Origin of the sequence: Escherichia sp. HH41S, assembly GCF_009820115.1 — a bacterium.
GTDB classification, from domain to species: Bacteria; Pseudomonadota; Gammaproteobacteria; order Enterobacterales; family Enterobacteriaceae; genus Escherichia; species Escherichia coli_F.
Genome location: NZ_VNXE01000086.1, coordinates 104,543 through 129,637 on the forward strand (window position 1 = coordinate 104,543; position 25,095 = coordinate 129,637).

General features: G+C 50.5%; 20 protein-coding genes. 11 read left to right on the top strand and 9 right to left on the bottom strand.

The window, feature by feature from the left end:
- Positions 1–39 precede the first annotated feature (39 nt).
- Positions 40–2,796, top strand: a complete 2,757-nt coding sequence (gene barA, locus FQZ95_RS16510) for a two-component sensor histidine kinase BarA (protein ID WP_000186438.1) — start codon at positions 40–42, stop codon at positions 2,794–2,796.
- 231 nt (positions 2,797–3,027) lie between these two features.
- Here the strand turns inward: barA and gudD are convergent, their stop codons facing one another.
- From gudD to syd, 7 genes are all read right to left on the bottom strand, one after another.
- The gene (gene gudD / locus FQZ95_RS16515) at positions 3,028–4,368 is read right to left on the bottom strand and encodes a glucarate dehydratase (RefSeq protein WP_032185019.1); all 1,341 of its coding nucleotides are present in this window, start codon (positions 4,366–4,368) and stop codon (positions 3,028–3,030) included.
- A gap of 20 nt (positions 4,369–4,388) precedes the next feature.
- Positions 4,389–5,729, bottom strand: a complete 1,341-nt coding sequence (locus FQZ95_RS16520; protein ID WP_032185020.1) for an enolase C-terminal domain-like protein — start codon at positions 5,727–5,729, stop codon at positions 4,389–4,391.
- 1 nt (position 5,730) lies between these two features.
- Positions 5,731–7,083: a galactarate/glucarate/glycerate transporter GudP gene (gudP, locus tag FQZ95_RS16525; protein WP_160530438.1), complete on the bottom strand. Its 1,353-nt coding sequence runs from the start codon at positions 7,081–7,083 to the stop codon at positions 5,731–5,733.
- Between the two features lie 434 nt (positions 7,084–7,517).
- A complete protein-coding gene (locus FQZ95_RS16530) occupies positions 7,518–7,967 on the bottom strand; it encodes a flavodoxin (protein ID WP_160530439.1) in 450 nt (149 codons plus the stop codon).
- Positions 7,968–7,984: 17 nt separating this feature from the next.
- Positions 7,985–8,767, bottom strand: a complete 783-nt coding sequence (truC, locus tag FQZ95_RS16535) for a tRNA pseudouridine(65) synthase TruC (protein ID WP_032185021.1) — start codon at positions 8,765–8,767, stop codon at positions 7,985–7,987.
- Complete coding sequence (locus tag FQZ95_RS16540) at positions 8,767–9,096, bottom strand: YqcC family protein (protein ID WP_032185022.1); 330 nt, start codon at positions 9,094–9,096, stop codon at positions 8,767–8,769. Before FQZ95_RS16540 ends, truC begins: the two co-directional genes overlap by 1 nt.
- Before the next feature lie 621 nt (positions 9,097–9,717).
- Positions 9,718–10,263: a SecY-interacting protein gene (gene syd, locus FQZ95_RS16545; RefSeq protein ID WP_000342437.1), complete on the bottom strand. Its 546-nt coding sequence runs from the start codon at positions 10,261–10,263 to the stop codon at positions 9,718–9,720.
- Positions 10,264–10,330: 67 nt separating this feature from the next.
- Here syd and queF point away from each other — a divergent pair, with 67 nt between their 5' ends.
- The 5 genes from queF (at position 10,331) to xni (ending at position 16,793) form a co-directional block, all read left to right on the top strand.
- Entirely contained in the window at positions 10,331–11,179 is an 849-nt protein-coding gene (queF, locus tag FQZ95_RS16550) for an NADPH-dependent 7-cyano-7-deazaguanine reductase QueF (protein ID WP_000100430.1), read from the top strand.
- 111 nt (positions 11,180–11,290) lie between these two features.
- Entirely contained in the window at positions 11,291–12,655 is a 1,365-nt protein-coding gene (gene ppnN / locus FQZ95_RS16555) for a nucleotide 5'-monophosphate nucleosidase PpnN (protein ID WP_000627995.1), read from the top strand.
- Positions 12,656–13,211: 556 nt separating this feature from the next.
- A complete protein-coding gene (gene sdaC, locus FQZ95_RS16560) occupies positions 13,212–14,501 on the top strand; it encodes an HAAAP family serine/threonine permease SdaC (protein WP_000450486.1) in 1,290 nt (429 codons plus the stop codon).
- A gap of 57 nt (positions 14,502–14,558) precedes the next feature.
- On the top strand, positions 14,559–15,926 hold the full coding sequence (gene sdaB / locus FQZ95_RS16565) for an L-serine ammonia-lyase II (protein WP_000626401.1): 1,368 nt from the start codon (positions 14,559–14,561) through the stop codon (positions 15,924–15,926).
- Between the two features lie 111 nt (positions 15,927–16,037).
- A complete protein-coding gene (xni, locus tag FQZ95_RS16570; protein WP_001352986.1) occupies positions 16,038–16,793 on the top strand; it encodes a flap endonuclease Xni in 756 nt (251 codons plus the stop codon).
- A 54-nt stretch (positions 16,794–16,847) separates the two neighbouring features.
- Here xni and fucO read toward each other — a convergent pair whose 3' ends face one another.
- Both fucO and fucA read right to left on the bottom strand, forming a co-directional pair.
- On the bottom strand, positions 16,848–17,996 hold the full coding sequence (gene fucO, locus FQZ95_RS16575; RefSeq protein ID WP_032185024.1) for a lactaldehyde reductase: 1,149 nt from the start codon (positions 17,994–17,996) through the stop codon (positions 16,848–16,850).
- A gap of 27 nt (positions 17,997–18,023) precedes the next feature.
- Positions 18,024–18,671, bottom strand: coding sequence for an L-fuculose-phosphate aldolase (gene fucA, locus FQZ95_RS16580; RefSeq protein ID WP_000440775.1), 648 nt, complete (start codon positions 18,669–18,671; stop codon positions 18,024–18,026).
- Positions 18,672–19,217: 546 nt separating this feature from the next.
- On the opposite strand from fucA, the gene fucP reads away from it, so the two are divergent.
- The 5 genes from fucP to fucR all read left to right on the top strand — a co-directional run bounded on the left by fucP (position 19,218) and on the right by fucR (position 25,082).
- Positions 19,218–20,534, top strand: a complete 1,317-nt coding sequence (gene fucP, locus FQZ95_RS16585) for an L-fucose:H+ symporter permease (RefSeq protein WP_000528581.1) — start codon at positions 19,218–19,220, stop codon at positions 20,532–20,534.
- 32 nt (positions 20,535–20,566) lie between these two features.
- Complete coding sequence (gene fucI, locus FQZ95_RS16590) at positions 20,567–22,342, top strand: L-fucose isomerase (protein ID WP_000724148.1); 1,776 nt, start codon at positions 20,567–20,569, stop codon at positions 22,340–22,342.
- 108 nt (positions 22,343–22,450) lie between these two features.
- Entirely contained in the window at positions 22,451–23,869 is a 1,419-nt protein-coding gene (gene fucK, locus FQZ95_RS16595; RefSeq protein ID WP_032185025.1) for an L-fuculokinase, read from the top strand.
- Position 23,870: 1 nt separating this feature from the next.
- Positions 23,871–24,293: an L-fucose mutarotase gene (fucU, locus tag FQZ95_RS16600; RefSeq protein ID WP_000920840.1), complete on the top strand. Its 423-nt coding sequence runs from the start codon at positions 23,871–23,873 to the stop codon at positions 24,291–24,293.
- Positions 24,294–24,350: 57 nt separating this feature from the next.
- Complete coding sequence (gene fucR, locus FQZ95_RS16605) at positions 24,351–25,082, top strand: L-fucose operon activator (RefSeq protein ID WP_010378533.1); 732 nt, start codon at positions 24,351–24,353, stop codon at positions 25,080–25,082.
- The last annotated feature ends 13 nt before the right edge of the window (positions 25,083–25,095 follow it).

Genomic DNA, 25,095 nt, shown 5'->3' on the forward strand with positions numbered 1-25,095 from the left:
TTTAACAGTGTGACCTTAATTGTCCCATAACGGAACTCCATGACCAACTACAGCCTGCGCGCACGCATGATGATTCTGATCCTGGCACCGACCGTCCTTATTGGTTTATTGCTGAGTATCTTTTTCGTCGTGCATCGCTATAACGACTTGCAGCGTCAACTGGAAGATGCCGGAGCCAGCATTATTGAGCCGCTTGCAGTTTCTACTGAATATGGCATGAGCCTGCAAAATCGCGAATCTATCGGTCAGTTAATAAGCGTACTGCATCGTCGCCATTCCGATATTGTTCGCGCGATTTCGGTTTATGATGAAAATAACCGACTCTTTGTCACCTCCAATTTTCATCTTGATCCCTCATCAATGCAGCTCGGCAGCAACGTGCCGTTTCCTCGCCAGCTCACTGTCACTCGTGACGGCGATATTATGATTCTCCGCACGCCGATTATTTCTGAGAGTTACTCCCCCGACGAATCGCCCAGTAGCGATGCCAAAAATAGTCAAAATATGTTGGGATATATTGCGCTTGAGCTGGATCTTAAATCGGTTCGCTTGCAGCAATATAAAGAGATCTTTATTTCCAGCGTGATGATGCTGTTTTGTATCGGTATTGCGCTTATTTTTGGCTGGCGCTTAATGCGCGATGTAACCGGTCCGATTCGCAACATGGTGAATACCGTCGACCGTATCCGTCGCGGACAACTCGACAGCCGAGTGGAAGGATTTATGCTCGGCGAGCTGGATATGCTGAAAAATGGCATCAACTCGATGGCAATGTCGCTGGCAGCTTATCACGAAGAGATGCAGCACAATATCGACCAGGCGACGTCCGATCTACGTGAAACGCTGGAGCAGATGGAAATTCAGAACGTTGAGTTGGATCTGGCGAAAAAACGTGCCCAGGAAGCGGCGCGGATTAAGTCTGAGTTTCTGGCAAATATGTCCCACGAGCTGCGAACTCCGCTCAATGGCGTTATTGGCTTTACCCGCCTGACGCTGAAAACAGAATTAACGCCAACGCAGCGCGACCACCTGAATACGATTGAACGTTCGGCAAATAATTTGCTGGCAATTATTAATGATGTTCTCGACTTTTCGAAACTGGAAGCAGGTAAGCTGATTCTGGAAAGTATTCCATTCCCACTACGCAGCACGCTGGATGAAGTCGTTACCCTGCTGGCACATTCTTCTCACGATAAAGGGCTGGAACTGACGCTCAATATTAAGAGCGACGTGCCCGATAACGTAATTGGCGACCCACTGCGATTACAGCAAATCATCACTAACCTGGTAGGGAATGCAATTAAATTCACCGAGAATGGCAACATTGATATTCTGGTAGAAAAACGTGCGCTGAGTAATACCAAAGTGCAGATTGAAGTACAGATTCGGGATACCGGCATTGGTATTCCGGAACGCGATCAATCGCGCTTATTCCAGGCCTTCCGACAGGCTGATGCCAGTATTTCCCGCCGTCATGGTGGCACCGGGCTGGGGCTGGTGATTACACAAAAACTGGTTAATGAAATGGGCGGCGATATTTCGTTCCATAGCCAGCCGAATCGCGGTTCAACTTTCTGGTTCCACATTAATCTCGATCTGAATCCGAACATTATTATCGAAGGGCCATCCACCCAGTGCCTCGCCGGCAAGCGCCTGGCCTATGTCGAACCAAACTCCGCAGCAGCGCAATGCACGCTGGATATTTTAAGTGAAACGCCGCTGGAAGTGGTTTATAGCCCAACGTTCTCCGCGCTGCCTCCCGCGCATTACGACATGATGTTATTAGGCATTGCGGTGACCTTCCGCGAGCCGCTAACAATGCAACATGAGCGATTAGCGAAAGCGGTATCGATGACCGATTTTCTGATGCTGGCACTTCCTTGCCATGCACAAGTCAATGCTGAAAAACTTAAGCAAGATGGTATCGGCGCGTGTCTGCTGAAACCATTAACACCTACGCGCCTGTTCCCTGCCCTGACGGAATTTTGTCATCACAAACAAAACACGCTTTTGCCTGTAACCGATGAAAGTAAGCTGGCAATGACAGTCATGGCGGTTGATGACAACCCCGCTAACCTGAAACTTATCGGCGCGTTACTGGAAGATATGGTGCAACATGTAGAGCTTTGCGATAGCGGGCATCAGGCCGTTGAACGGGCGAAACAGATGCCGTTCGATCTGATCTTAATGGATATTCAAATGCCGGACATGGACGGAATTCGGGCCTGCGAACTCATCCACCAGCTCCCCCATCAGCAACAAACGCCGGTTATCGCGGTAACGGCGCATGCAATGGCCGGGCAAAAAGAGAAGCTGCTTGGCGCAGGGATGAGCGATTATCTGGCGAAACCGATTGAAGAAGAACGATTGCATAATTTGCTGTTGCGCTACAAGCCTGGCAGCGGTATTTCCTCTCGCGTCGTGACCCCCGAAGTCAATGAAATTGTGGTGAACCCGAATGCGACCCTCGACTGGCAACTGGCACTACGCCAGGCAGCAGGAAAAACCGATTTAGCGCGCGATATGCTGCAAATGTTACTCGATTTCCTGCCTGAAGTTCGCAACAAAGTTGAGGAACAGCTGGTTGGAGAAAACCCGGAAGGCCTGGTTGATTTGATTCATAAACTGCATGGCAGTTGCGGCTATAGCGGTGTGCCGCGTATGAAGAATCTCTGCCAACTGATTGAACAACAGCTACGCAGCGGTACTAAAGAAGAAGATTTGGAGCCAGAGCTGCTGGAACTGTTGGACGAGATGGATAATGTAGCGCGCGAAGCCAGCAAAATTCTCGGGTAATGGACGTCTTGTCGAGTAGCAATCGGCTTTTTATAACGCTGGTTTCAGACTGGTGACAAGGTGCCTATGTTTATGCCGGATGCGGCGTTAATGCCTTATCCGGCATAAACACCAATTAAATTCAATGAATTAAAAAAATAATGTAGGCCTGATACGTAGCGCAACAGGCAATTTTGCGTTTGGCATCAGACTCAACCCGGCTCCTGACAGAGCCGGTTTTGGTTTTCTGTCTTAACGCACCATGCACGGACGCTTGTTATCGAACGTCCAGCCAGGAATCAGATACTGCATTCCCATGGCATCGTCACGTGCGCCAAGCCCGTGTTTCTGATACAGCTCGTGGGCTTTCATCACCTGATCCATATCGATTTCTACGCCCAATCCTGGTTTTTGCGGCACCTGTACCAGCCCGCCTTTGATCTCAAACGGTTCTTTGGTCAGACGCTGATTGCCTTCCTGCCAGATCCAGTGCGTATCAATAGCAGTAATTTTACCCGGTGCAGCAGCGGCTACATGGGTAAACATCGCCAGGGAAATATCGAAGTGGTTGTTAGAGTGTGACCCCCAGGTCAGGCCAAATTCATGGCACATTTGCGCCACACGTACCGAACCTTGCATCGTCCAGAAATGCGGATCCGCCAGCGGGATATCAACGGATTGTAACGAGAGCGTATGGCCCATCTGCCGCCAGTCGGTGGCGATCATATTGGTTGCGGTCGGCAGGCCAGTCGCGCGACGGAACTCTGCCATCACTTCACGCCCGGAGAAACCTTGCTCCGCACCACACGGATCTTCTGCATAAGCCAGCGAACCTTTCAGGTATTTACCGATTTTAATCGCTTCGTTCAGCGACCAGGCACCGTTAGGATCGAGGGTAATACGCGCCTGCGGGAAGCGTTGCGCCAGTGCCACAATAGATTCAGCTTCTTCTTCCCCGGCCAGTACACCGCCCTTCAGTTTGAAATCGTTGAAGCCATATTTTTCATATGCCGCTTCCGCCAGGCGCACCACCGCATCCGGCGTCATCGCTTCTTCGTGACGCAGGCGATACCAGTCGCATGAGTCATCCGGCTGGCTTTGATACGGCAGCGGTGTGGCTTTGCGATTACCGACGAAGAACAGATAACCGAGCATTTCGACTTCGCTACGCTGTTGACCATCGCCCAGCAGGGATGCCACGTTAACCCCCAGATGCTGCCCCAGCAGATCCAGCATTGCCGCTTCTATCCCGGTAACTACATGAATAGTGGTACGCAAATCAAATGTCTGCAAACCGCGCCCACCAGCATCACGATCGGCAAAAGTATTACGCACCAGCGTCAGAACGTTTTTGTATTCACCCAGCGTTTTACCCATCACCAGCGGAATCGCATCTTCCAGCGTTTTACGGATTTTCTCGCCGCCGGGAATTTCCCCTACGCCAGTGTGACCAGAATTATCTTTGATAATCACAAGATTACGCGTGAAGAACGGTGCGTGTGCACCACTCAGATTCATCAGCATACTGTCATGGCCCGCCACCGGGATGACCTGCATTTCAGTAACAACAGGCGTCGTAAATTGAGAACCCATCTTTATGTCCTTTTTCAAAATCAATGACGGCCGAAAACGGGACGTTTACGGTCAAAGGTCCAGCCGGGGATCAGGTACTGCATCGGGCCTGCGTCGTTACGCGCACCGCCAGGCAGACGTTTATAGGCCTCATGCGCCTTTTGTACCTGCTCCCAGTCCAGTTCCACGCCCAGACCGGGCGCATCAGGAACGGCAATTTTTCCGTTTTTAATCTCCAGCGGATTTTTGGTCAGGCGACAATCTCCCTCCTGCCAAATCCAGTGGGTATCGATAGCGGTAGGATTACCCGGTGCCGCCGCACCCACATGGGTAAACATCGCCAGAGAGATATCGAAATGGTTGTTGGAATGGCAGCCCCAGGTCAGCCCCCAGTCGTCGCAAAGCTGCGCCACGCGGACTGCACCGGAAAGCGTCCAGAAGTGCGGATCGGCAAGTGGAATATCTACCGCATTGAGCATCACCGCATGGCCCATTTCGCGCCAATTGGTGGCGATCATATTAGTCGCGACGGGCAAGCCGGTCGCCCGCCGAAACTCCGCCATCACTTCACGTCCGGAGAAGCCCTGTTCTGCTCCGCATGGATCTTCGGCATAGGTAAGAACATCATTCAGCCCTTTGCACAGAGAAATGGCTTCATCAAGCAGCCATGCACCGTTGGGATCAACGGTAATCCGCGCATCCGGGAAGCGTTTCTTCAATGCACGAACAGTGTCGATTTCTTGCTCGCCAGGTAACACTCCGCCCTTAAGTTTGAAATCTTTAAAGCCGTAGCGATCCTGTGAGGCTTCCGCCAGACGCACAACGGCTTCGCTGTTCATCGCTTTCTGATGCCGCAATTGATACCACTCATGGTTGCCCGGCGTATTTTCCAGATAAGGAAGATCGGTTTTAGTCCGATCACCGATATAAAACAGATAACCGAGGACAGTAATAGCATCGCGTTGCTTGCCTGGCCCTAACAGTTCGCAGACCGGAACATTCAGCGCCTTACCTAGCAGGTCAAGCAAGGCGGCTTCCAGCGCCGCCACGGCATTAACGCGCAATTCAAAAGTCCAGGCACCTTTGCCGAAGGTATCAAAATCGGCTGCCTGATTACCTTTATGCACCTGCTGAACCACTTTATTCAGGCGTGCGACCTCCTGGCCCAGCACCATCGGAATAGCATCGACCAGTGTCTGATAAATCACCTCTCCGCCGGGCGCTTCACCAATACCGGTATGCCCGGCGTTATCGGTGAGTACCACAATATTGCGGGTGAAATATGCGTTATGTGCCCCACCAATATTAAGCAACATGCTGTCATGCCCGGCCACCGGAATGACTTTCATATCAGTAATAACAGGACTGGATTGTGTCGCCATCTTATTGCCCCGCAACAGGTTTCAGCTCGATACGCTTGATATCGCCCACCAGCACCAGGTAGCTCAGTACCGCGATTAGGGCATGAACACCAACATAAATCAGCGCCCCATTAAACGAGCCAGTCGTGCCAACGATATAACCAATTGCGATTGGCGTGACGATGCCAGAAATGTTACCGAACATGTTGAACAGGCCACCGGAAAGACCGCTGATCTCTTTTGGCGCGGTATCTGCCATTACTGCCCAACCCAGCGCCCCGATGCCCTTACCGAAGAAGGCCAGCGCCATAAAGCCGATGATCATCCACTCAACGTTGACGTAGTTGCAGAACACCATCACCATCGACAGCAACATGCCCATTGCGATCGGTGTTTTACGCGCAATGTTCAGCGATCCCGTGCGGCGCATCAGCCAGTCGGAAATAATCCCACCCAGCACACCGCCGATAAAACCGCAAACCGCCGGAACGGAAGCCACAAAGCCCGCTTTCAGAATCGACATCCCACGCGCCTGCACCAGATAAACCGGAAACCAGGTAATGAAAAAGTAAGTCAGGGCGTTGATACAGTACTGACCGATATAAACGCCGATCATCATCCGTGACCCGAGCAGCTGTTTGATCTGCCCCCACTTCACGCTGAACGGCACTTTAACTTTGGTGTTTTGCTGATCCATATTGATCAGCGCGCCACCCGCGGCGATGTACTCCAGCTCTTTCTGATTTACGCCCGGATGTTGATTTGGCTCATGGATGACTTTCAACCAGATAAAGCTGATGACAATGCCCAGACCGCCCATGAAGAAGAAGACATGTGACCAACCCACTTCATGAGTCAGCCAGCCCATAATCGGCGCGAAGATCACCGTTGCGAAGTATTGGGCGGAGTTAAAAATAGACACTGCAGTTCCCCTTTCCTGCGCCGGGAACCAGGCTGCCACGATTCGGCTGTTGCCAGGAAAAGAAGGCGCTTCGGCAAGCCCTACCAGGAAGCGGAGAGTAAACAGGGCAACGATAATGCCGAATCCACTAAAGATATCGACGAAACCTTGCAGCAAAGTAAACATCGACCAGATAAAGATCGACCAGAAATAGACGCGTTTTGAACCAAAACGATCCAGCAACCAGCCACCAGGGATCTGCCCGATAACATAAGCCCATGAGAAAGCTGAGAACACATAACCCATTCCCACTGGATCAAGGCCGATATCTTTGGCCATTTCCGAACCGGCGATAGAGAGCGTAGCGCGGTCGCCGTAGTTGAAGGATGTGACGATAAACAACATCACCACTATCCAGTAACGAGCATTCGTGCGTTTTTCCACACTGCTCGCAGCCTGACTTAAAGAACTCATTGTTGCACTCCTGAAAATTCGCGTTAGCCACGCTCACTCTGGACTGCGACATCGCCAGGAAATCAGAGGTGACGTAGGGTGTTTTTTGCCGTTTTTATAGGTCGTTCGCCGAATACGGCGCGTGTTTATATCTGGCAATAACAGTATAAAAAGCGCGCCATAGCGGCTCACCGTGCAACAACACAACATTAATGCGTTCAATGAGGCCCGATTTTGGCATTAGCCCTGGACGGTGGAATCCACTTCACGGAAATGAAAACAAGAACAAGAAAGGAAGGGTTAAAACGAAGAAATAAAGAAGAGTATGAAATGGATCGCTTGACTCCAGGCAAACGCCAGTAAAAATCCGCGCTATGAAGCAGTTTTTACTGGCATTTGCCTGAAAAGATTCGATTCAGCACCGCTAAAATGGCCTTTACCGCTCGCTGAACGTATCAGGACAACAGCGTGCCCCAATGTTCGACCCACGGATTTGATTCCGTTTCCGGTTCCGGGTTCTCACTGGCGTCAATCAACAGCATTTCGCCAACTCGCTGAGCGCTCTGTTCCTGCAACAAGGCATCGAACTGTTTGCCGCCATTGCAGAAATTCACATAACTACTGTCGCCGAGCGCAATCACGCCATAACGCAGATTCGGCTGGAAGCCCAGGGTATCTTTAATTCCCTGAAAGAGCGGCACAATGCTATCAGGAAGGTCGCCCTGCCCGGTCGTGGACGTAACCACCAGAACATACTTATCCTGATAGGGCAGCCAGTCGCTTAATTTAGGATCTTCAAATACCGTTGCTTTGTGGCCCTGCGCGGTCAGAATTGCTTCCGCTTCTTCCGCCACTAACAGCGAATTTCCGTACATTGTGCCCACAAAAATACCAATTTCCGCCATACCGTTTTCTCCCTGGATTAGGAACTTATCTCTCCATCCTGACCCGATGGCGCACTGAACTCAACCCTTTCATTTTCAGGAAGCAGACCCCGCCAGCCAAATTGTGATAACGCCTGCATCCAGGTGCCGTCCAGGCCCGCGTGAATAGTCAGCGGCTCGCCAGTAAATGGATGTGTCAATGACAACTGACTGGCATGCAGCATTAACCGCTGAAGGCCAAAATGTTCAGCACCGCTACGATTCTGACGTAAATCACCATGTTTGCTGTCGCCAATAATCGGATGGCGCAAGTGGGCAAGATGGCGACGGAGCTGATGCTTGCGTCCTGTTTTCGGCTCCAGTTCCACCAGACCGTAGCGCGTAGTCGGGTAACGTCCGGTCGCTACCGGCATTTCTACGGTCGCCAGACCGCGATAATGCGTCACAGCTGGCTGCGGGCCTTTATCTTCGCGGACGAATTTATCAGCGATTTTGTCCAGTTCTTCCACCAGCGGATAATCCAGCACAGCCTCTTCCATCAGCCAGCCGCGCACAATCGCATGGTAACGTTTCTGGATTTGGTGCTGTTCAAACTGTTGTGCCAGCAGCCGTCCGGCCTCGCTGGATAGTCCCATCAGCAATACGCCGGACGTCGGTCGATCCAGCCGATGCGCGGTAAATACATGCTGACCAATCTGGTCACGCACGGTTTGCATGACCACTACTTTCTCGTCGCGATCCAGCCAGCTGCGGTGAACCAGCCAGCCGGAGGGTTTATTTACCGCAACCAGCCATTCATCCTGATAGAGTATTTCCAGCATTAGCTCGCATCATCCGCAAAAAGAGCATCCAGTTTTTCCAGCTCAGCCAGAATAAGCGCGCGTTGCGGATGGTCCGTCGCCAGCGCCATTTCATAATAGGGTGCAACAGCAAAAGCGCCCGGTAATGGCTGGTTATTATCTAACAAATCGTGCATTCGCGGGAGCAGCACCCACTGCAACCACTCCAGTGGTTCCATGGTGTCCATAAAGAACGGTTGGGTACTGTTAAATTGATGCGGCTGGGGTTCATCGTTTCGCCAGTGCTGATGTTCACGCAGTAACGCTTCAAGCGCCTGCAACTGGAGACGAACGCGGTCATGAGTGGTCATAAAGCAACCTCAATAAGAAAAACTGCCGCGAAGGATAGCAGGAATAAAAAAAGGGAGCACTGTATTCACAGTGCTCCCGGTTCGTTTCGCAGCATTCCAGCTACTTTTGTTGCTCCCTGCTCATCCTTGACAACTTTTCCTCTGGCCTTGCGGCCAATCGTTCATCCTGAACTATTGCTTCCTGCTCACACCACCCCGATGTGATACTTCATCCTGAAGTGTCCCTGGCCTTCCTGACCCACCGAATCATCCTGACCGGTTCTCATTCTCCATCCTGGAGGTGTCCTTTAACGCGTCCTGCGTCATCCTCTTCGCTTCATCCAGAAGCCTTTCCCTGAAACACCCTCCTGGTGTGTCCTTCAGAAATGTCATCATCCTGATGTTCACTTCGTTGTCTGACTCCCTGTCGACGAAGATAGAATCGTCTTTTTCGCGAAGTCTTACAAGGCGCTTACAGACAATGCCTTAAGGAAAATTTCATATGAAAGTTAGGAATTAACAAGCAATATATTGATTTTAAATGAAAATAACGATTCTTATCTTTTTAAGTATTCGCTTATTTCCTAGCGATCTCCTACAGAGTCTGTAAGAGATCTCTCACAACAAGATGGGGTATTTGGATTACAGAAGAGGCTTAAGTTGATTAAGGAATTCCGCAAGATTTGAGGCTAAATGCGTCCGTTTACGTGTTCCCAGCGTCTCTTTGCACACTTCACCGGAGAGATTACACACCGAGATGACCTCTAACTCTTCTTCCAGCGTCGCGATAAATAGCGTGGGCGGCAGTTTTAGCCTTTTCTGAGTCACCAGATGACCAATCAGATTTTCCTGCACCCGACGGAAGTCGTCTTCACTCCAGGTTTGCAGCAATGTCAGTTTGATATCGCCAAACTGCGCGTGCATATCCCCGGCAAACTGGGTCGTGTAAAAAGTATGAACCGTGGGTTGTATCACAATATCAAAAGCACGTTCAACCGCGTTTACATTTTGTTCACCGGTAAACGGCTGGGGTTGCCAGTATACAGCGTCTTCGGTGGTTGAAATAATGCACGGTGAAGGAACGCCGTACAGTTCCTCACTTAACGGCCAGCTTTTATGCTCTTCATGCCACGCATCGCAGTAGCGTGCAGTAAAATCTTTCAGGGCTTGTGCGGTCAAATCGTCCACTAATTTCTCTCTTCACTTAAACCAGATACACTTGTCGTTTAGTTTATCTGGTTTATGACGGTGAAACATGTCTTCTTATGCAAACCATCAGGCACTTGCGGGCCTGACTCTTGGAAAATCAACCGATTACCGGGATACCTATGACGCCAGCCTACTGCAAGGCGTTCCACGCAGCCTGAATCGCGACCCGCTGGGTCTGAAAGCGGATAACCTGCCTTTTCACGGTACGGATATCTGGACGCTGTATGAACTTTCCTGGCTGAATGCGAAAGGTTTGCCGCAGGTCGCTGTCGGTCATGTTGAACTTGATTACACCAGCGTAAATCTGATTGAGTCGAAGAGTTTTAAGCTTTATCTCAACAGTTTTAACCAGACGCGTTTTAATAACTGGGATGAGGTGCGCCAGACGCTGGAGCGCGACTTAAGCACTTGCGCTCAGGGTAAGGTTAGCGTGGCGTTATATCGTCTTGATGAACTGGAAGGCCAGCCGATAGGTCATTTCAATGGCACCTGCATTGATGACCAGGATATCACTATCGATAACTATGAATTCACTACTGACTATCTTGAGAATGCCACCAGTGGTGAAAAAGTAGTAGAAGAGACGCTCGTCAGCCACCTGCTGAAATCAAACTGCCTGATCACCCATCAACCAGATTGGGGTTCGATCCAAATTCAGTATCGTGGACGCCAAATTGACAGAGAAAAACTGCTGCGTTACCTGGTCTCATTCCGTCATCACAACGAGTTCCACGAACAGTGCGTGGAACGCATCTTTAATGACCTGTTACGCTTCTGCCAGCCAGAGAAATTGAGCGTTTACGCACGTTATACCCGTCGTGGCGGTCTGGACATTAACCCGTGGCGCAGTAATAGCGATTTTGTCCCATCGACCACAAGACTGGTTCGGCAATAAATTTTTTCTCAATTTTGCGTGCTGGATTCACGCAGAAGGTTGTGAAAGGTCATCAGGCAGGGCTATTGTAATCAAAGGGAATGACGATATTCGTCCCATAAGGAGTTTTTCTTGATTACACATATTAGCCCGCTTGGCTCCATGGATATGTTGTCGCAGCTGGAAGTGGATATGCTTAAACGCACCGCCAGCAGCGACCTCTATCAACTGTTTCGCAACTGTTCACTTGCCGTACTGAACTCCGGTAGTTTGACCGATAACAGCAAAGAATTGCTGTCTCGTTTTGAAAATTTCGATATTAACGTCCTGCGCCGTGAACGCGGCGTAAAGCTGGAACTGATTAATCCCCCGGAAGAAGCTTTTGTCGATGGGCGTATTATCCGCGCTTTGCAGGCCAACTTGTTCGCGGTTCTGCGTGACATTCTCTTCGTTTACGGGCAAATCCATAACACCGTTCGTTTTCCCAACCTGAATCTCGACAACTCCGTCCACATCACTAACCTGGTCTTTTCCATCTTGCGTAACGCTCGCGCACTGCATGTCGGTGAAGCGCCAAATATGGTGGTCTGCTGGGGCGGGCACTCAATTAACGAAAACGAGTATTTGTATGCCCGTCGCGTCGGGAATCAGCTGGGCCTGCGTGAGCTGAATATCTGCACCGGCTGTGGTCCGGGAGCGATGGAAGCGCCGATGAAAGGTGCTGCGGTCGGACACGCACAGCAGCGTTACAAAGACAGTCGTTTTATTGGTATGACAGAGCCGTCGATTATCGCCGCTGAACCGCCTAACCCGCTGGTCAACGAATTGATCATCATGCCAGATATCGAAAAACGTCTGGAAGCGTTTGTCCGTATCGCTCACGGTATCATTATCTTCCCTGGCGGTGTGGGTACGGCAGAAGAGTTGCTGTATTTGCTGGGAATTTTAATGAACCCGGCCAACAAAGATCAGGTTTTACCATTGATCCTCACCGGCCCGAAAGAGAGCGCAGACTACTTCCGCGTACTGGACGAGTTTGTCGTGCATACGCTGGGAGAAAACGCGCGACGCCATTATCGCATCATCATTGATGACGCCGCTGAAGTCGCTCGTCAGATGAAAAAATCGATGCCGCTGGTGAAAGAAAACCGTCGCGATACGGGCGATGCCTACAGCTTTAACTGGTCAATGCGCATTGCGCCCGATCTGCAAATGCCGTTTGAGCCGTCTCACGAGAACATGGCTAATCTGAAACTGTATCCGGATCAGCCAGTAGAAGTTTTGGCCGCTGATCTGCGTCGTGCGTTCTCCGGTATTGTGGCGGGTAACGTAAAAGAAGTCGGTATTCGCGCCATTGAAGAGTTTGGTCCTTACAAAATCAACGGCGATAAAGAGATTATGCGTCGTATGGACGACCTGCTACAGGGTTTTGTTGCCCAGCATCGTATGAAGTTGCCAGGCTCAGCCTACATCCCTTGCTACGAAATCTGCACGTAATCTCCCCTTCCCCGGTGACGTTTGTTGCCGGGTTTTCTCGTTTTTGGTTACTTACTCATCAATTCATTTCATTTGTTATATAAATGTTTCTTACCATCCTCACGCGATAAATATCATCACAGTTAATATGTCATACAATTTATATTGCAACGCAAACGTTTCCCTGTTTTCACAAACCACATTTTATCGCTATGAAAAATAAATTATCCCCATTATTCACTAAAAGTATTGATTTTTTCAGCTCAACCTACATATATTGCGCGCCCCGGAAGAGGTCAGATGTCGTTTAATGGGCAAATATTGCCCTTAAATTCTCTTTTACTTTTGATTTACAGAGTAAAGCGTTGAGATTATCTATCTTCCAAGTAGATTATTGTATTTGAGATCAAGATCACTGATAGATACATAACTTGTGTGTATCTTTCCGCCCTCAAATTATTACGGCGGAAAATGATTAAGCCATCGCCGATAGACAGATTTCATTTTTACGGTCAGGCACCTTCCCGGGCTGAACTGGCTAAAAGCTGAATTATTTGCATTCCTCCAGGAGAAATTGATGGAAACGACTCAAACCAGCACGATTGTGTCGAAAGACTCACGTAGTGCATGGCGCAAGACAGACACCATGTGGATGCTGGGCCTTTACGGCACGGCAATCGGCGCGGGCGTGCTGTTCCTGCCAATCAACGCCGGTGTTGGCGGTATGATCCCGCTGATCATCATGGCTATCCTTGCGTTCCCGATGACGTTTTTTGCTCACCGCGGCCTGACTCGCTTCGTACTGTCTGGTAAAAACCCGGGCGAAGACATCACCGAGGTTGTAGAAGAACACTTTGGTATTGGTGCAGGTAAACTGATTACCCTGCTCTACTTCTTTGCTATCTACCCGATCCTGCTGGTTTACAGTGTGGCAATCACCAACACGGTTGAAAGCTTCATGTCTCACCAGCTGGGTATGACGCCGCCGCCGCGTGCGATTCTGTCTCTGATCCTGATCGTGGGTATGATGACCATTGTTCGCTTCGGTGAGCAGATGATCGTGAAGGCGATGAGTATTCTGGTATTCCCGTTTGTTGGTGTACTGATGCTGCTGGCTCTGTACCTGATCCCGCAGTGGAACGGCGCAGCACTGGAAACGCTGTCTCTGGACACTGCATCGGCAACCGGCAACGGTCTGTGGATGACCCTGTGGCTGGCGATTCCGGTCATGGTGTTCTCGTTCAACCACTCTCCAATCATCTCTTCTTTCGCCGTTGCGAAGCGTGAAGAGTACGGCGATATGGCAGAACAGAAATGCTCGAAGATCCTGGCATTCGCACACATCATGATGGTGCTGACCGTAATGTTCTTCGTATTCAGCTGCGTACTGAGCCTGACTCCGGCAGACCTGGCTGCGGCTAAAGAGCAGAACATCTCGATTCTGTCTTACCTGGCTAACCACTTTAACGCACCGGTTATCGCGTGGATGGCACCGATTATCGCGATTATCGCTATCACCAAATCCTTCCTCGGCCACTACCTGGGTGCACGTGAAGGCTTCAACGGTATGGTGATTAAATCTCTGCGTGGTAAAGGTAAGTCTATCGAAATCAACAAGCTGAACCGTATCACTGCGCTGTTCATGCTGGTAACGACCTGGATTGTTGCCACCCTGAACCCGAGCATCCTGGGTATGATTGAAACCCTGGGCGGCCCAATCATCGCGATGATCCTGTTCCTGATGCCGATGTACGCAATTCAGAAAGTACCGGCAATGCGTAAATACAGCGGTCACATCAGCAACGTATTCGTTGTCGTGATGGGTCTGATTGCAATCTCCGCAATCTTCTACTCTCTGTTCAGCTAAGTCCTTTCGCGCCGCTTTCGGGCGGCGCTTCCTCCGTTTTAACGCGATGTATTTCCTATGATTAGCGTATTCGATATTTTCAAAATCGGCATTGGCCCTTCCAGTTCTCATACCGTTGGACCAATGAAAGCGGGTAAGCAATTTACCGACGATCTGATTGCCCGTAACCTGCTTAAAGACGTGACCCGCGTGGTGGTTGACGTGTACGGCTCGCTCTCTCTGACCGGTAAAGGCCACCACACAGATATCGCCATAATTATGGGTCTGGCGGGTAACCTGCCGGATACCGTGGATATCGATTCCATCCCTGGTTTTATTCAGGATGTGAATACTCATGGTCGCCTGATGTTGGCAAACGGTCAGCACGAAGTGGAGTTCCCGGTTGATCAGTGCATGAACTTCCATGCCGATAACCTTTCTCTGCATGAAAACGGCATGCGCATTACCGCGCTGGCGGGCGATAAAGTCGTTTACAGCCAGACTTACTACTCTATCGGCGGTGGCTTTATCGTTGATGAAGAACATTTTGGCCAGCAGGATAGCGCACCGGTTGAAGTTCCTTATCCGTACAGTTCCGCTGCCGATCTTCAAAAACATTGTCAGGAGACCGGGCTGTCACTCTCTGGTCTGATGATGAAAAACGAGCTGGCGCTGCACAGCAAAGAAGAACTGGAACAGCACCTGGCGAACGTCTGGGAAGTAATGCGTGGCGGTATTGAGCGCGGTATTGCCACCGAAGGCGTGTTGCCAGGCAAACTGCGCGTTCCACGCCGCGCTGCGGCACTGCGCCGGATGCTGGTTAGCCAGGATAAAACCACCACTGATCCGATGGCAGTTGTTGACTGGATCAACATGTTTGCGCTGGCAGTGAACGAAGAGAACGCTGCGGGCGGTCGCGTGGTGACTGCGCCGACTAACGGTGCGTGCGGGATTATCCCGGCAGTGCTGGCGTACTACGACAAGTTTATCCGCGAAGTGAACGCTAACTCACTGGCTCGTTACCTGCTGGTAGCAAGCGCGATTGGTTCTCTTTATAAGATGAACGCCTCGATTTCTGGTGCCGAAGTGGGTTGCCAGGGTGAAGTTGGCGTGGCGTGCTCTATGGCGGCAGCTGGTCTGGCAGAACTGTTAGGCGCAAGCCCGGCGCAGGTGTGCATCGCGGCGGAAATCGCCATGGAACACAACCTCGGTCTGACTTGTGACCCGGTTGCTGGGCAAGTTCAGGTACCGTGCATTGAGCGTAACGCCATTGCGGCAGTAAAAGCGGTGAACGCTGCACGTATGGCGCTACGCCGTACCAGCGAACCACGTGTCTGCCTCGATAAAGTTATCGAAACCATGTACGAAACAGGTAAAGATATGAATGCCAAGTACCGCGAAACCTCTCGTGGTGGCCTGGCGATGAAGATCGTTGCCTGCGATTAATCGCTCTCCAGAGGCCTCGATTTGCGAGGCCTCTTCCCGTTTTCTCATCCAGCCGTAGCCTCTTCCAGTAGTGAATGTTACCCTTATCACCTGATCTTTAAGGGGGTTATCGTGGCTGTTCATTTGCTTATTGTCGATGCACTGAATCTTATCCGTCGCATTCATGCCGTTCAGGGTTCGCCCTGTGTCGAAACCTGCCAGCACGCGCTCGATCAGCTCATTATGCACAGCCAGCCAACCCACGCGGTCGCCGTTTTTGATGATGAAAACCGCAGTAGCGGCTGGCGTCATCAGCGTTTACCAGATTACAAAGCGGGTCGACCGCCAATGCCGGAAGAGTTGCACAACGAAATGCCTGCATTACGCGCCGCCTTTGAGCAACGAGGCGTCCCGTGCTGGTCAGCCAGCGGCAACGAAGCCGATGACTTAGCCGCCACGCTGGCGGTCAAAGTAACTCAGGCCGGGCATCAGGCAACGATTGTTTCGACAGATAAAGGCTACTGTCAGTTACTTTCACCGACATTACGTATTCGTGATTACTTCCAGAAACGTTGGCTGGATGCGCCATTTATCGATAAAGAATTTGGCGTTCAACCACAGCAGTTGCCCGATTACTGGGGGCTTGCGGGGATCAGCAGTTCAAAGGTACCGGGTGTTGCGGGGATCGGACCAAAAAGCGCCACGCAGCTACTGGTCGAGTTTCAGAGTCTGGAAGGGATATATGAGAATCTGGATGCGGTTGCCGAAAAGTGGCGCAAAAAATTAGAAATGCATAAAGAGATGGCATTTCTGTGCCGCGATATTGCCCGCTTACAGACTGATTTGCATATCGACGGCAATTTACAGCAATTGCGGTTGGTACGGTAACGGCGTGCCGGATACGGCGCAAACGTCGTATCCGGCATCGTCACATCAGCGCAATTACCAGGCGGTATGGTAAAGCGCTACAATATCCTCAAGCGTTGCTTCACGCGGGTTGCCACCGGTACAAACATCGTCCAGAGCCGCCTGCGCCAGTGCCGGAATGTCTTCCTTGCGTACACCAACATCACGCAAATGTGGCGGAATACCGACATCACGGTTGAGAGCAAATACCGCTTCAACAGCGGCATTACGTGCCTCTTCCAGGCTAATACCTTCCACTTTCACGCCCATAACGCGCGCGATATCACGGTACTTCTCGCCGGTAAAATCGGCGTTATAACGCATGACATGCGGTAACAAGATGGCGTTCGCAACACCGTGTGGAGTGTTGTAAAACGCGCCCAGCGGATGCGCCATACCATGCACCAGCCCTAACCCAACATTCGAGAAGCCCATACCCGCAACATACTGCCCGAGCGCCATTTCTTCTCCGGCATCCTTATCACCAGCAACCGATCCTCGTAGCGCCCCAGCAATAATTTCAATCGCTTTAATGTGCAGCGCATCGGTTAGCGCCCACGCACCACGAGTAATATACCCCTCAATAGCATGAGTGAGCGCATCGACACCCGTCGCGGCTTTCAGCGCAGGCGGCATACCATCCATCATGTCAGCGTCAATAAATGCCACCTGCGGGATATCATGCGGATCAACACAAACGAACTTGCGTCGTTTTTCTTCGTCAGTGATCACATAGTTAATGGTCACTTCTGCCGCAGTGCCTGCTGTGGTGGGGATTGCCAGAATCGGTACACTGGGTTTATTGGTCGGGGAAAGCCCTTCCAGACTGCGCACATCGGCGAATTCCGGGTTGTTGCTGATGATGCCAATCGCTTTACACGTGTCCTGTGGAGAACCACCACCAATAGCGATCAGGTAATCCGCACCGCTACTCTGGAATACACCAAGCCCTTCTTTGACGACAGTAATTGTCGGGTTGGGCACTACACCATCGTAAATCGCCCATGCCAGCCCTGCAGCATCCATCTTATCGGTCACTTTCGCCACCACGCCGCATTGCACCAGCGTTTTATCGGTGACGATCAGTGCCTTCTGATAACCACGGCGTTTCACCTCATCGGTTAAAGCTCCAACAGCCCCCCGACCAAACCATGCCGTTTCGTTCAGAATCATTCTGTTAGCCATCATCCTTCTCCTTGTTGCTTTACGAAATTACTCTTCAATCCGTAACCCGTAGGTTTTGAATTTCTCCAGCACTACGGCAATCTCTTCATCGCTCAGCACTGGCACCGGGTCCGTAATCGCCAGGGTCGTCAGGTAAAGTTGCGCCAGCACTTCAACTTCATGCGCCAGCCATAACGCTTTCTCCAGATTCACCTCACAAGCGATAAGCCCATGATGTTGTAACAAAGTTGCCTTACGATTTTTGAGAGCCAGCGCAACATGTTCAGAAAGTTCCCGAGTTCCAAAGGTCGCATAAGGCGCGCAAGGAATAGAATTACCGCCAGCCGCCGCAATCATGTAGTGAATAGCAGGGATCGGTCGGTTAAGAATGGAAACTGCCGTGCAATGAACGGCATGATTGTGAACAACCGCGTTGGCATCCGGTCTGCTTTGATAGGCCGCCATATGGAAACGCCATTCGCTTGAGGGAAGCTTTCCTTCCTCATGTTTACCGTTGCCATCAATAAAGACAATATGCGACTCCGTCAGTTTTTCATACGGAATGCCCGTAGGCGTAATCAGCATCCCATCCTGATAACGTACACTGACGTTACCCGCTGTTCCCTGATTCAGTCCCAGGCGGGTCATTTCCAGGCAAGTGTCAATAATCTGACGAGCAAGTTTATTTCGTTCCATTAGCTACCTCTCTCTGATTCAAAACAGGACAATAATGTTGTTCCTTTCACACTATTGAATTAGCCGTTTAATTACCCACCATCTTCTTCCTGATTAACCGGAAAGAAATTCACAAGCTTATATTTTGTGACCTGGCTCAACTAATCACAGTAAATAACTGCAAGTTCTCTTTTTATAACCCCGTTAAAAATGACCGCTCTTAAAAATATTTATTAAAACGGTCATTTTTCCATTCCCCCTCGCCAGAAATGCCCGTTTTCGGCACAAACAATTAATACGGTCATCGGGTTTGTGTTTTTTATGATTTATTTTCTGAAACGGGCATGAAATTTCGATTATTAAAGTGATGGTAGTCACATAAAGTCACCTTCCAGCTAATAAGTGTGACCGCCGTCATATTACAGAGCGTTTTTTATTTGAAAATGAATCCATGAGTTCATTTCAGACAGGCAAATATTCACTGATATGAAGCCCGAACTCGCTGGTTTTGCACTTTTGAAAACATAACCGATTACGTGCTTAAGCTTCTGAACCTAAGAGGATGCTATGGGAAACACATCAATACAAACGCAGAGTTACCGTGCGGTAGATAAAGATGCAGGGCAAAGCAGAAGTTACATTATTCCATTCGCGCTGCTGTGCTCACTGTTTTTTCTTTGGGCGGTAGCCAATAACCTTAACGACATTTTATTGCCTCAATTTCAGCAGGCTTTTACGCTGACAAACTTTCAGGCAGGTCTGATCCAATCGGCCTTTTACTTTGGTTATTTCATTATCCCAATCCCTGCCGGGATATTGATGAAAAAACTCAGTTATAAAGCAGGGATTATTACCGGATTGTTTTTATATGCCTTCGGCGCTGCATTATTCTGGCCCGCCGCAGAAATAATGAACTACACCTTATTTTTAATTGGCCTATTTATTATTGCAGCCGGATTAGGTTGTCTGGAAACTGCCGCAAACCCTTTCGTTACGGTATTAGGACCAGAAAGCAGCGGTCACTTTCGCTTAAATCTTGCGCAAACATTTAACTCATTTGGCGCAATTATTGCGGTTGTCTTTGGGCAAAGTCTTATTTTGTCTAACGTGCCACATCAATCGCAAGACGTTCTCGATAAAATGTCACCAGAGCAATTGAGTGCGTATAAACACAGCCTGGTATTATCGGTACAGACACCTTATATGATCATCGTGGCTATCGTGTTACTGGTCGCCCTGCTGATCATGCTGACGAAATTCCCGGCATTGCAGAGTGATAATCACAGTGACGCCAAACAAGGATCGTTCTCCGCATCGCTTTCTCGCCTGGCGCGTATTCGCCACTGGCGCTGGGCAGTATTAGCGCAATTCTGCTACGTCGGCGCGCAAACGGCCTGCTGGAGCTATTTGATTCGCTACGCTGTAGAAGAAATTCCAGGTATGACCGCAGGCTTTGCCGCTAACTATTTAACCGGAACCATGGTGTGCTTCTTTATTGGTCGTTTCACCGGCACCTGGCTCATCAGTCGCTTCGCACCACACAAAGTCCTGGCAGCCTACGCATTAATCGCTATGGCACTGTGCCTGATCTCAGCCTTCGCTGGCGGTCATGTGGGTTTAATAGCCCTGACTTTATGCAGCGCCTTTATGTCGATTCAGTACCCAACAATCTTCTCGCTGGGCATAAAGAATCTCGGCCAGGACACCAAATACGGCTCGTCCTTCATCGTTATGACCATTATTGGCGGCGGTATTGTCACTCCGGTCATGGGGTTTGTCAGTGACGCAGCGGGCAACATCCCCACTGCCGAACTGATTCCGGCACTCTGCTTCGCAGTCATCTTTATCTTTGCCCGTTTCCGTTCTCAAACGGCAACTAACTGAACATATTTTCCGAATAAAGTGAGGAATCAGTAATGAAAAAAATCAGCTTACCGAAAATTGGTATCCGCCCGGTTATTGACGGTCGTCGCATGGGTGTTCGTGAGTCGCTTGAAGAACAAACAATGAATATGGCGAAAGCCACGGCCGCTCTGCTGACCGAGAAACTGCGCCATGCCTGCGGAGCTGCCGTCGAGTGTGTCATTTCCGATACCTGTATCGCGGGTATGGCTGAAGCTGCTGCTTGCGAAGAAAAATTCAGCAGCCAGAATGTAGGCCTCACCATTACCGTAACGCCTTGCTGGTGCTATGGCAGTGAAACCATTGACATGGACCCTACCCGCCCGAAAGCCATTTGGGGCTTTAACGGCACTGAACGCCCAGGTGCGGTTTACCTCGCCGCAGCTCTGGCAGCTCACAGCCAGAAAGGCATCCCGGCATTCTCCATTTACGGTCATGACGTTCAGGATGCCGATGACACATCGATTCCTGCCGACGTTGAAGAAAAACTGCTGCGCTTTGCCCGCGCCGGTTTGGCAGTCGCCAGTATGAAAGGTAAAAGCTATCTGTCGCTGGGCGGCGTTTCGATGGGGATCGCCGGTTCCATCGTTGACCACAACTTCTTTGAATCCTGGCTGGGAATGAAAGTCCAGGCGGTGGATATGACCGAACTGCGTCGCCGTATTGATCAGAAGATTTACGACGAAGCAGAACTGGAAATGGCGCTGGCCTGGGCTGATAAAAACTTCCGCTATGGCGAAGATGAAAATAACAAACAGTATCAACGCAATGCCGAGCAAAGCCGCGCAGTTCTACGCGAAAGTTTACTGATGGCGATGTGTATCCGCGACATGATGCAAGGCAACAGCAAACTGGCCGATATTGGTCGCGTGGAAGAATCACTTGGCTACAACGCCATCGCTGCGGGCTTCCAGGGACAACGTCACTGGACCGATCAATATCCCAATGGCGACACCGCCGAAGCGATCCTTAACAGTTCATTTGACTGGAATGGCGTGCGTGAACCCTTCGTCGTGGCGACCGAAAACGACAGTCTTAACGGCGTGGCTATGCTAATGGGCCACCAGCTCACCGGTACCGCTCAGGTATTTGCCGATGTGCGTACCTACTGGTCACCAGAAGCAATTGAGCGAGTAACGGGGCATAAACTGGACGGACTGGCAGAACACGGCATCATCCACTTGATCAACTCCGGTTCTGCTGCGCTGGACGGATCCTGTAAACAACGCGACAGCGAAGGTAAACCGACGATGAAGCCGCACTGGGAAATCTCTCAGCAAGAGGCTGACGCTTGCCTCGCCGCGACCGAATGGTGCCCGGCTATCCACGAATATTTCCGTGGCGGTGGTTACTCTTCCCGCTTCCTTACTGAAGGCGGTGTCCCGTTCACCATGACCCGTGTCAACATCATCAAAGGCCTGGGACCGGTACTGCAAATCGCGGAAGGCTGGAGCGTTGAGTTACCGAAGGATGTGCATGACATCCTCAACAAACGCACCAACTCAACCTGGCCAACCACCTGGTTTGCACCGCGCCTCACCGGTAAAGGGCCGTTTACGGATGTGTACTCGGTAATGGCGAACTGGGGCGCTAACCATGGGGTTCTGACCATCGGCCACGTTGGCGCAGACTTTATCACTCTCGCCTCCATGCTGCGTATCCCGGTATGTATGCACAACGTTGAAGAGACCAAAGTGTATCGTCCTTCTGCCTGGGCTGCGCACGGCATGGATATTGAAGGCCAAGATTACCGCGCTTGCCAGAACTACGGTCCGTTGTACAAGCGTTAATACATTACTCCCTGATGTGATGCCCGGTCGCTCCGGCTACCGGGCCTGAACAAGCAAGAGTGGTTAGCCGGATAAACAATGTTATCCGGCTATATTGCAGGAGCGATTATGAAACAAGAAGTTATCCTGGTACTCGACTGTGGCGCAACCAATGTCAGGGCCATCGCGGTTAATCGGCAGGGAAAAATTGTTGCCCGCGCCTCAACGCCTAATGCCAGCGATATCGCGATGGAAAACAACACCTGGCACCAGTGGTCTTTAGACGCCATTTTGCAACGCTTTGCTGATTGCTGTCGGCAAATCAATAGTGAACTGACTGAATGCCACATCCGCGGTATCGCCGTCACCACCTTTGGTGTGGATGGCGCTCTGGTAGATAAGCAAGGCGATTTGCTCTATCCGATCATTAGCTGGAAATGTCCGCGAACAGCAGCGGTAATGGACAATATTGAACGGTTGATCTCCGCACAGCAGTTGCAGGCTATTTCTGGCGTCGGAGCCTTTAGTTTCAATACGTTATATAAATTGGTGTGGTTGAAAGAAAATCATCCACAACTGCTGGAACGCGCGCACGCCTGGCTCTTTATTTCGTCGCTGATTAACCACCGTTTAACCGGCGAATTCACTACTGATATCACGATGGCCGGAACCAGCCAGATGCTGGATATCCAGCAACGCGATTTCAGTCCGCAAATTTTACAAGCCACCGGTATTCCACGCCGACTCTTCCCTCGTCTGGTGGAAGCGGGTGAACAGATTGGTACGCTACAGAACAGCGCCGCAGCAATGCTCGGCTTACCCGTTGGCATACCGGTAATTTCTGCAGGTCATGATACCCAGTTCGCCCTTTTTGGTGCTGGTGCCGAACAAAATGAACCCGTGCTCTCTTCCGGTACCTGGGAAATTTTAATGGTCCGCAGTACGCAGGTTGATACTTCACTGCTAAGTCAGTACGCCGGTTCCACCTGCGAACTGGATAGCCAGGCAGGATTGTATAACCCCGGTATGCAATGGCTGGCATCCGGCGTGCTGGAATGGGTGAGAAAACTGTTCTGGACTACTGAAACGCCCTGGCAAATGTTGATTGAAGAGGCTCGTCTGATCGCGCCTGGCGCGGATGGCGTGAAAATGCAGTGTGATTTATTGTCGTGTCAGAACGCTGGCTGGCAAGGAGTGACGCTCAATACCACGCGCGGACATTTCTATCGCGCGGCGCTGGAAGGGTTAACCGCGCAATTACAGCGCAATCTACAGATGCTGGAAAAAATCGGGCACTTTAAAGCCTCTGAATTATTGTTAGTAGGTGGAGGAAGTCGCAACACATTGTGGAATCAGATTAAAGCCAATATGCTTGATATTCCGGTAAAAGTTCTCGACGACGCCGAAACGACCGTCGCAGGAGCTGCGCTGTTCGGTTGGTATGGCGTAGGGGAATTTAACAGCCCGGAAGAAGCTCGCGCGCAGATTCATTATCAGTACCGTTATTTCTACCCACAAACTGAACCTGAATTTATAGAGGAAGTGTGAAATGCTGAAAACAATTTCGCCGTTAATTTCTCCCGAACTATTGAAAGTGCTGGCAGAGATGGGACATGGAGATGAAATTATTTTTTCCGATGCTCACTTTCCCGCCCATTCGATGGGACCGCAGGTGATCCGTGCTGATGGCCTGTTGGTGAGCGACTTACTCCAGGCGATTATCCCGTTATTTGAACTGGACAGTTATGCACCGCCGCTGGTGATGATGGCGGCGGTAGAAGGTGACACTCTCGATCCTGAAGTAGAACGACGTTATCGTAATGCGCTTTCACTACAAGCCCCCTGTCCTGACATCATCCGCATCAATCGTTTTGCGTTTTATGAGCGGGCGCAAAAAGCCTTTGCGATCGTTATCACAGGCGAACGAGCGAAGTACGGGAATATTCTTTTAAAAAAAGGGGTAACACCGTAATCTCATACCGGTACGCCCGCATGACGCGGGCGGTTATCGAATGATGGGGTGAAAAATATGAAAGCGGCACGCCAGCAAGCGATAGTCGACCTGCTGCTGAACCATACCAGCCTGACCACGGAAGCTCTCTCTGAACAGCTAAAGGTCAGTAAAGAAACCATTCGTCGCGATCTCAATGAATTACAGACGCAGGGTAAAATTCTGCGCAATCATGGGCGCGCTAAATATATCCACCGTCAAAATCAAGACAGTGGCGATCCCTTTCACATCCGGCTGAAAAGCCATTATGCGCATAAAGCAGATATCGCGCGCGAAGCGCTCGCGTGGATTGAAGAAGGGATGGTGATAGCCTTAGACGCCAGTTCAACTTGCTGGTATCTGGCACGCCAGTTGCCTGACATCGACATTCAGGTCTTCACCAATAGCCATCCGATTTGCCATGAACTCGGTAAACGTGAACGCATTCAACTGATCAGTTCCGGCGGCACACTTGAGCGCAAATATGGCTGTTACGTCAATCCCTCGCTGATTTCCCAACTTAAATCGCTGGAAATCGATCTGTTTATTTTTTCTTGTGAAGGGATCGATAGCAGCGGTGCACTGTGGGACTCCAATGCCATCAACGCTGATTACAAATCGATGCTATTAAAACGTGCCGCGCAATCGTTGTTATTGATTGATAAAAGTAAATTTAATCGTTCAGGGGAAGCCCGCATCGGGCATCTGGATGAGGTCACGCACATTATTTCTGATGAGCGCCAGGTTGCGGCTTCTTTGGTAACAGCCTGACGGAAAGGGTAGC

Bases quoted from the DNA above. Each gene is read 5' to 3' on its own strand.
- barA (WP_000186438.1), top strand. From the start codon at position 40: ATGACCAACTACAGCCTGCGCGCACGCATGATGATTCTGATCCTGGCA.
- gudD (WP_032185019.1), bottom strand. From the start codon at position 4,368: ATGGGTTCTCAATTTACGACGCCTGTTGTTACTGAAATGCAGGTCATC.
- FQZ95_RS16520 (WP_032185020.1), bottom strand. From the start codon at position 5,729: ATGGCGACACAATCCAGTCCTGTTATTACTGATATGAAAGTCATTCCG.
- gudP (WP_160530438.1), bottom strand. From the start codon at position 7,083: ATGAGTTCTTTAAGTCAGGCTGCGAGCAGTGTGGAAAAACGCACGAAT.
- FQZ95_RS16530 (WP_160530439.1), bottom strand. From the start codon at position 7,967: ATGGCGGAAATTGGTATTTTTGTGGGCACAATGTACGGAAATTCGCTG.
- truC (WP_032185021.1), bottom strand. From the start codon at position 8,767: ATGCTGGAAATACTCTATCAGGATGAATGGCTGGTTGCGGTAAATAAA.
- FQZ95_RS16540 (WP_032185022.1), bottom strand. From the start codon at position 9,096: ATGACCACTCATGACCGCGTTCGTCTCCAGTTGCAGGCGCTTGAAGCG.
- queF (WP_000100430.1), top strand. From the start codon at position 10,331: ATGTCTTCTTATGCAAACCATCAGGCACTTGCGGGCCTGACTCTTGGA.
- sdaC (WP_000450486.1), top strand. From the start codon at position 13,212: ATGGAAACGACTCAAACCAGCACGATTGTGTCGAAAGACTCACGTAGT.
- sdaB (WP_000626401.1), top strand. From the start codon at position 14,559: ATGATTAGCGTATTCGATATTTTCAAAATCGGCATTGGCCCTTCCAGT.
- fucO (WP_032185024.1), bottom strand. From the start codon at position 17,996: ATGGCTAACAGAATGATTCTGAACGAAACGGCATGGTTTGGTCGGGGG.
- fucA (WP_000440775.1), bottom strand. From the start codon at position 18,671: ATGGAACGAAATAAACTTGCTCGTCAGATTATTGACACTTGCCTGGAA.
- fucP (WP_000528581.1), top strand. From the start codon at position 19,218: ATGGGAAACACATCAATACAAACGCAGAGTTACCGTGCGGTAGATAAA.
- fucI (WP_000724148.1), top strand. From the start codon at position 20,567: ATGAAAAAAATCAGCTTACCGAAAATTGGTATCCGCCCGGTTATTGAC.
- fucK (WP_032185025.1), top strand. From the start codon at position 22,451: ATGAAACAAGAAGTTATCCTGGTACTCGACTGTGGCGCAACCAATGTC.
- fucU (WP_000920840.1), top strand. From the start codon at position 23,871: ATGCTGAAAACAATTTCGCCGTTAATTTCTCCCGAACTATTGAAAGTG.
- fucR (WP_010378533.1), top strand. From the start codon at position 24,351: ATGAAAGCGGCACGCCAGCAAGCGATAGTCGACCTGCTGCTGAACCAT.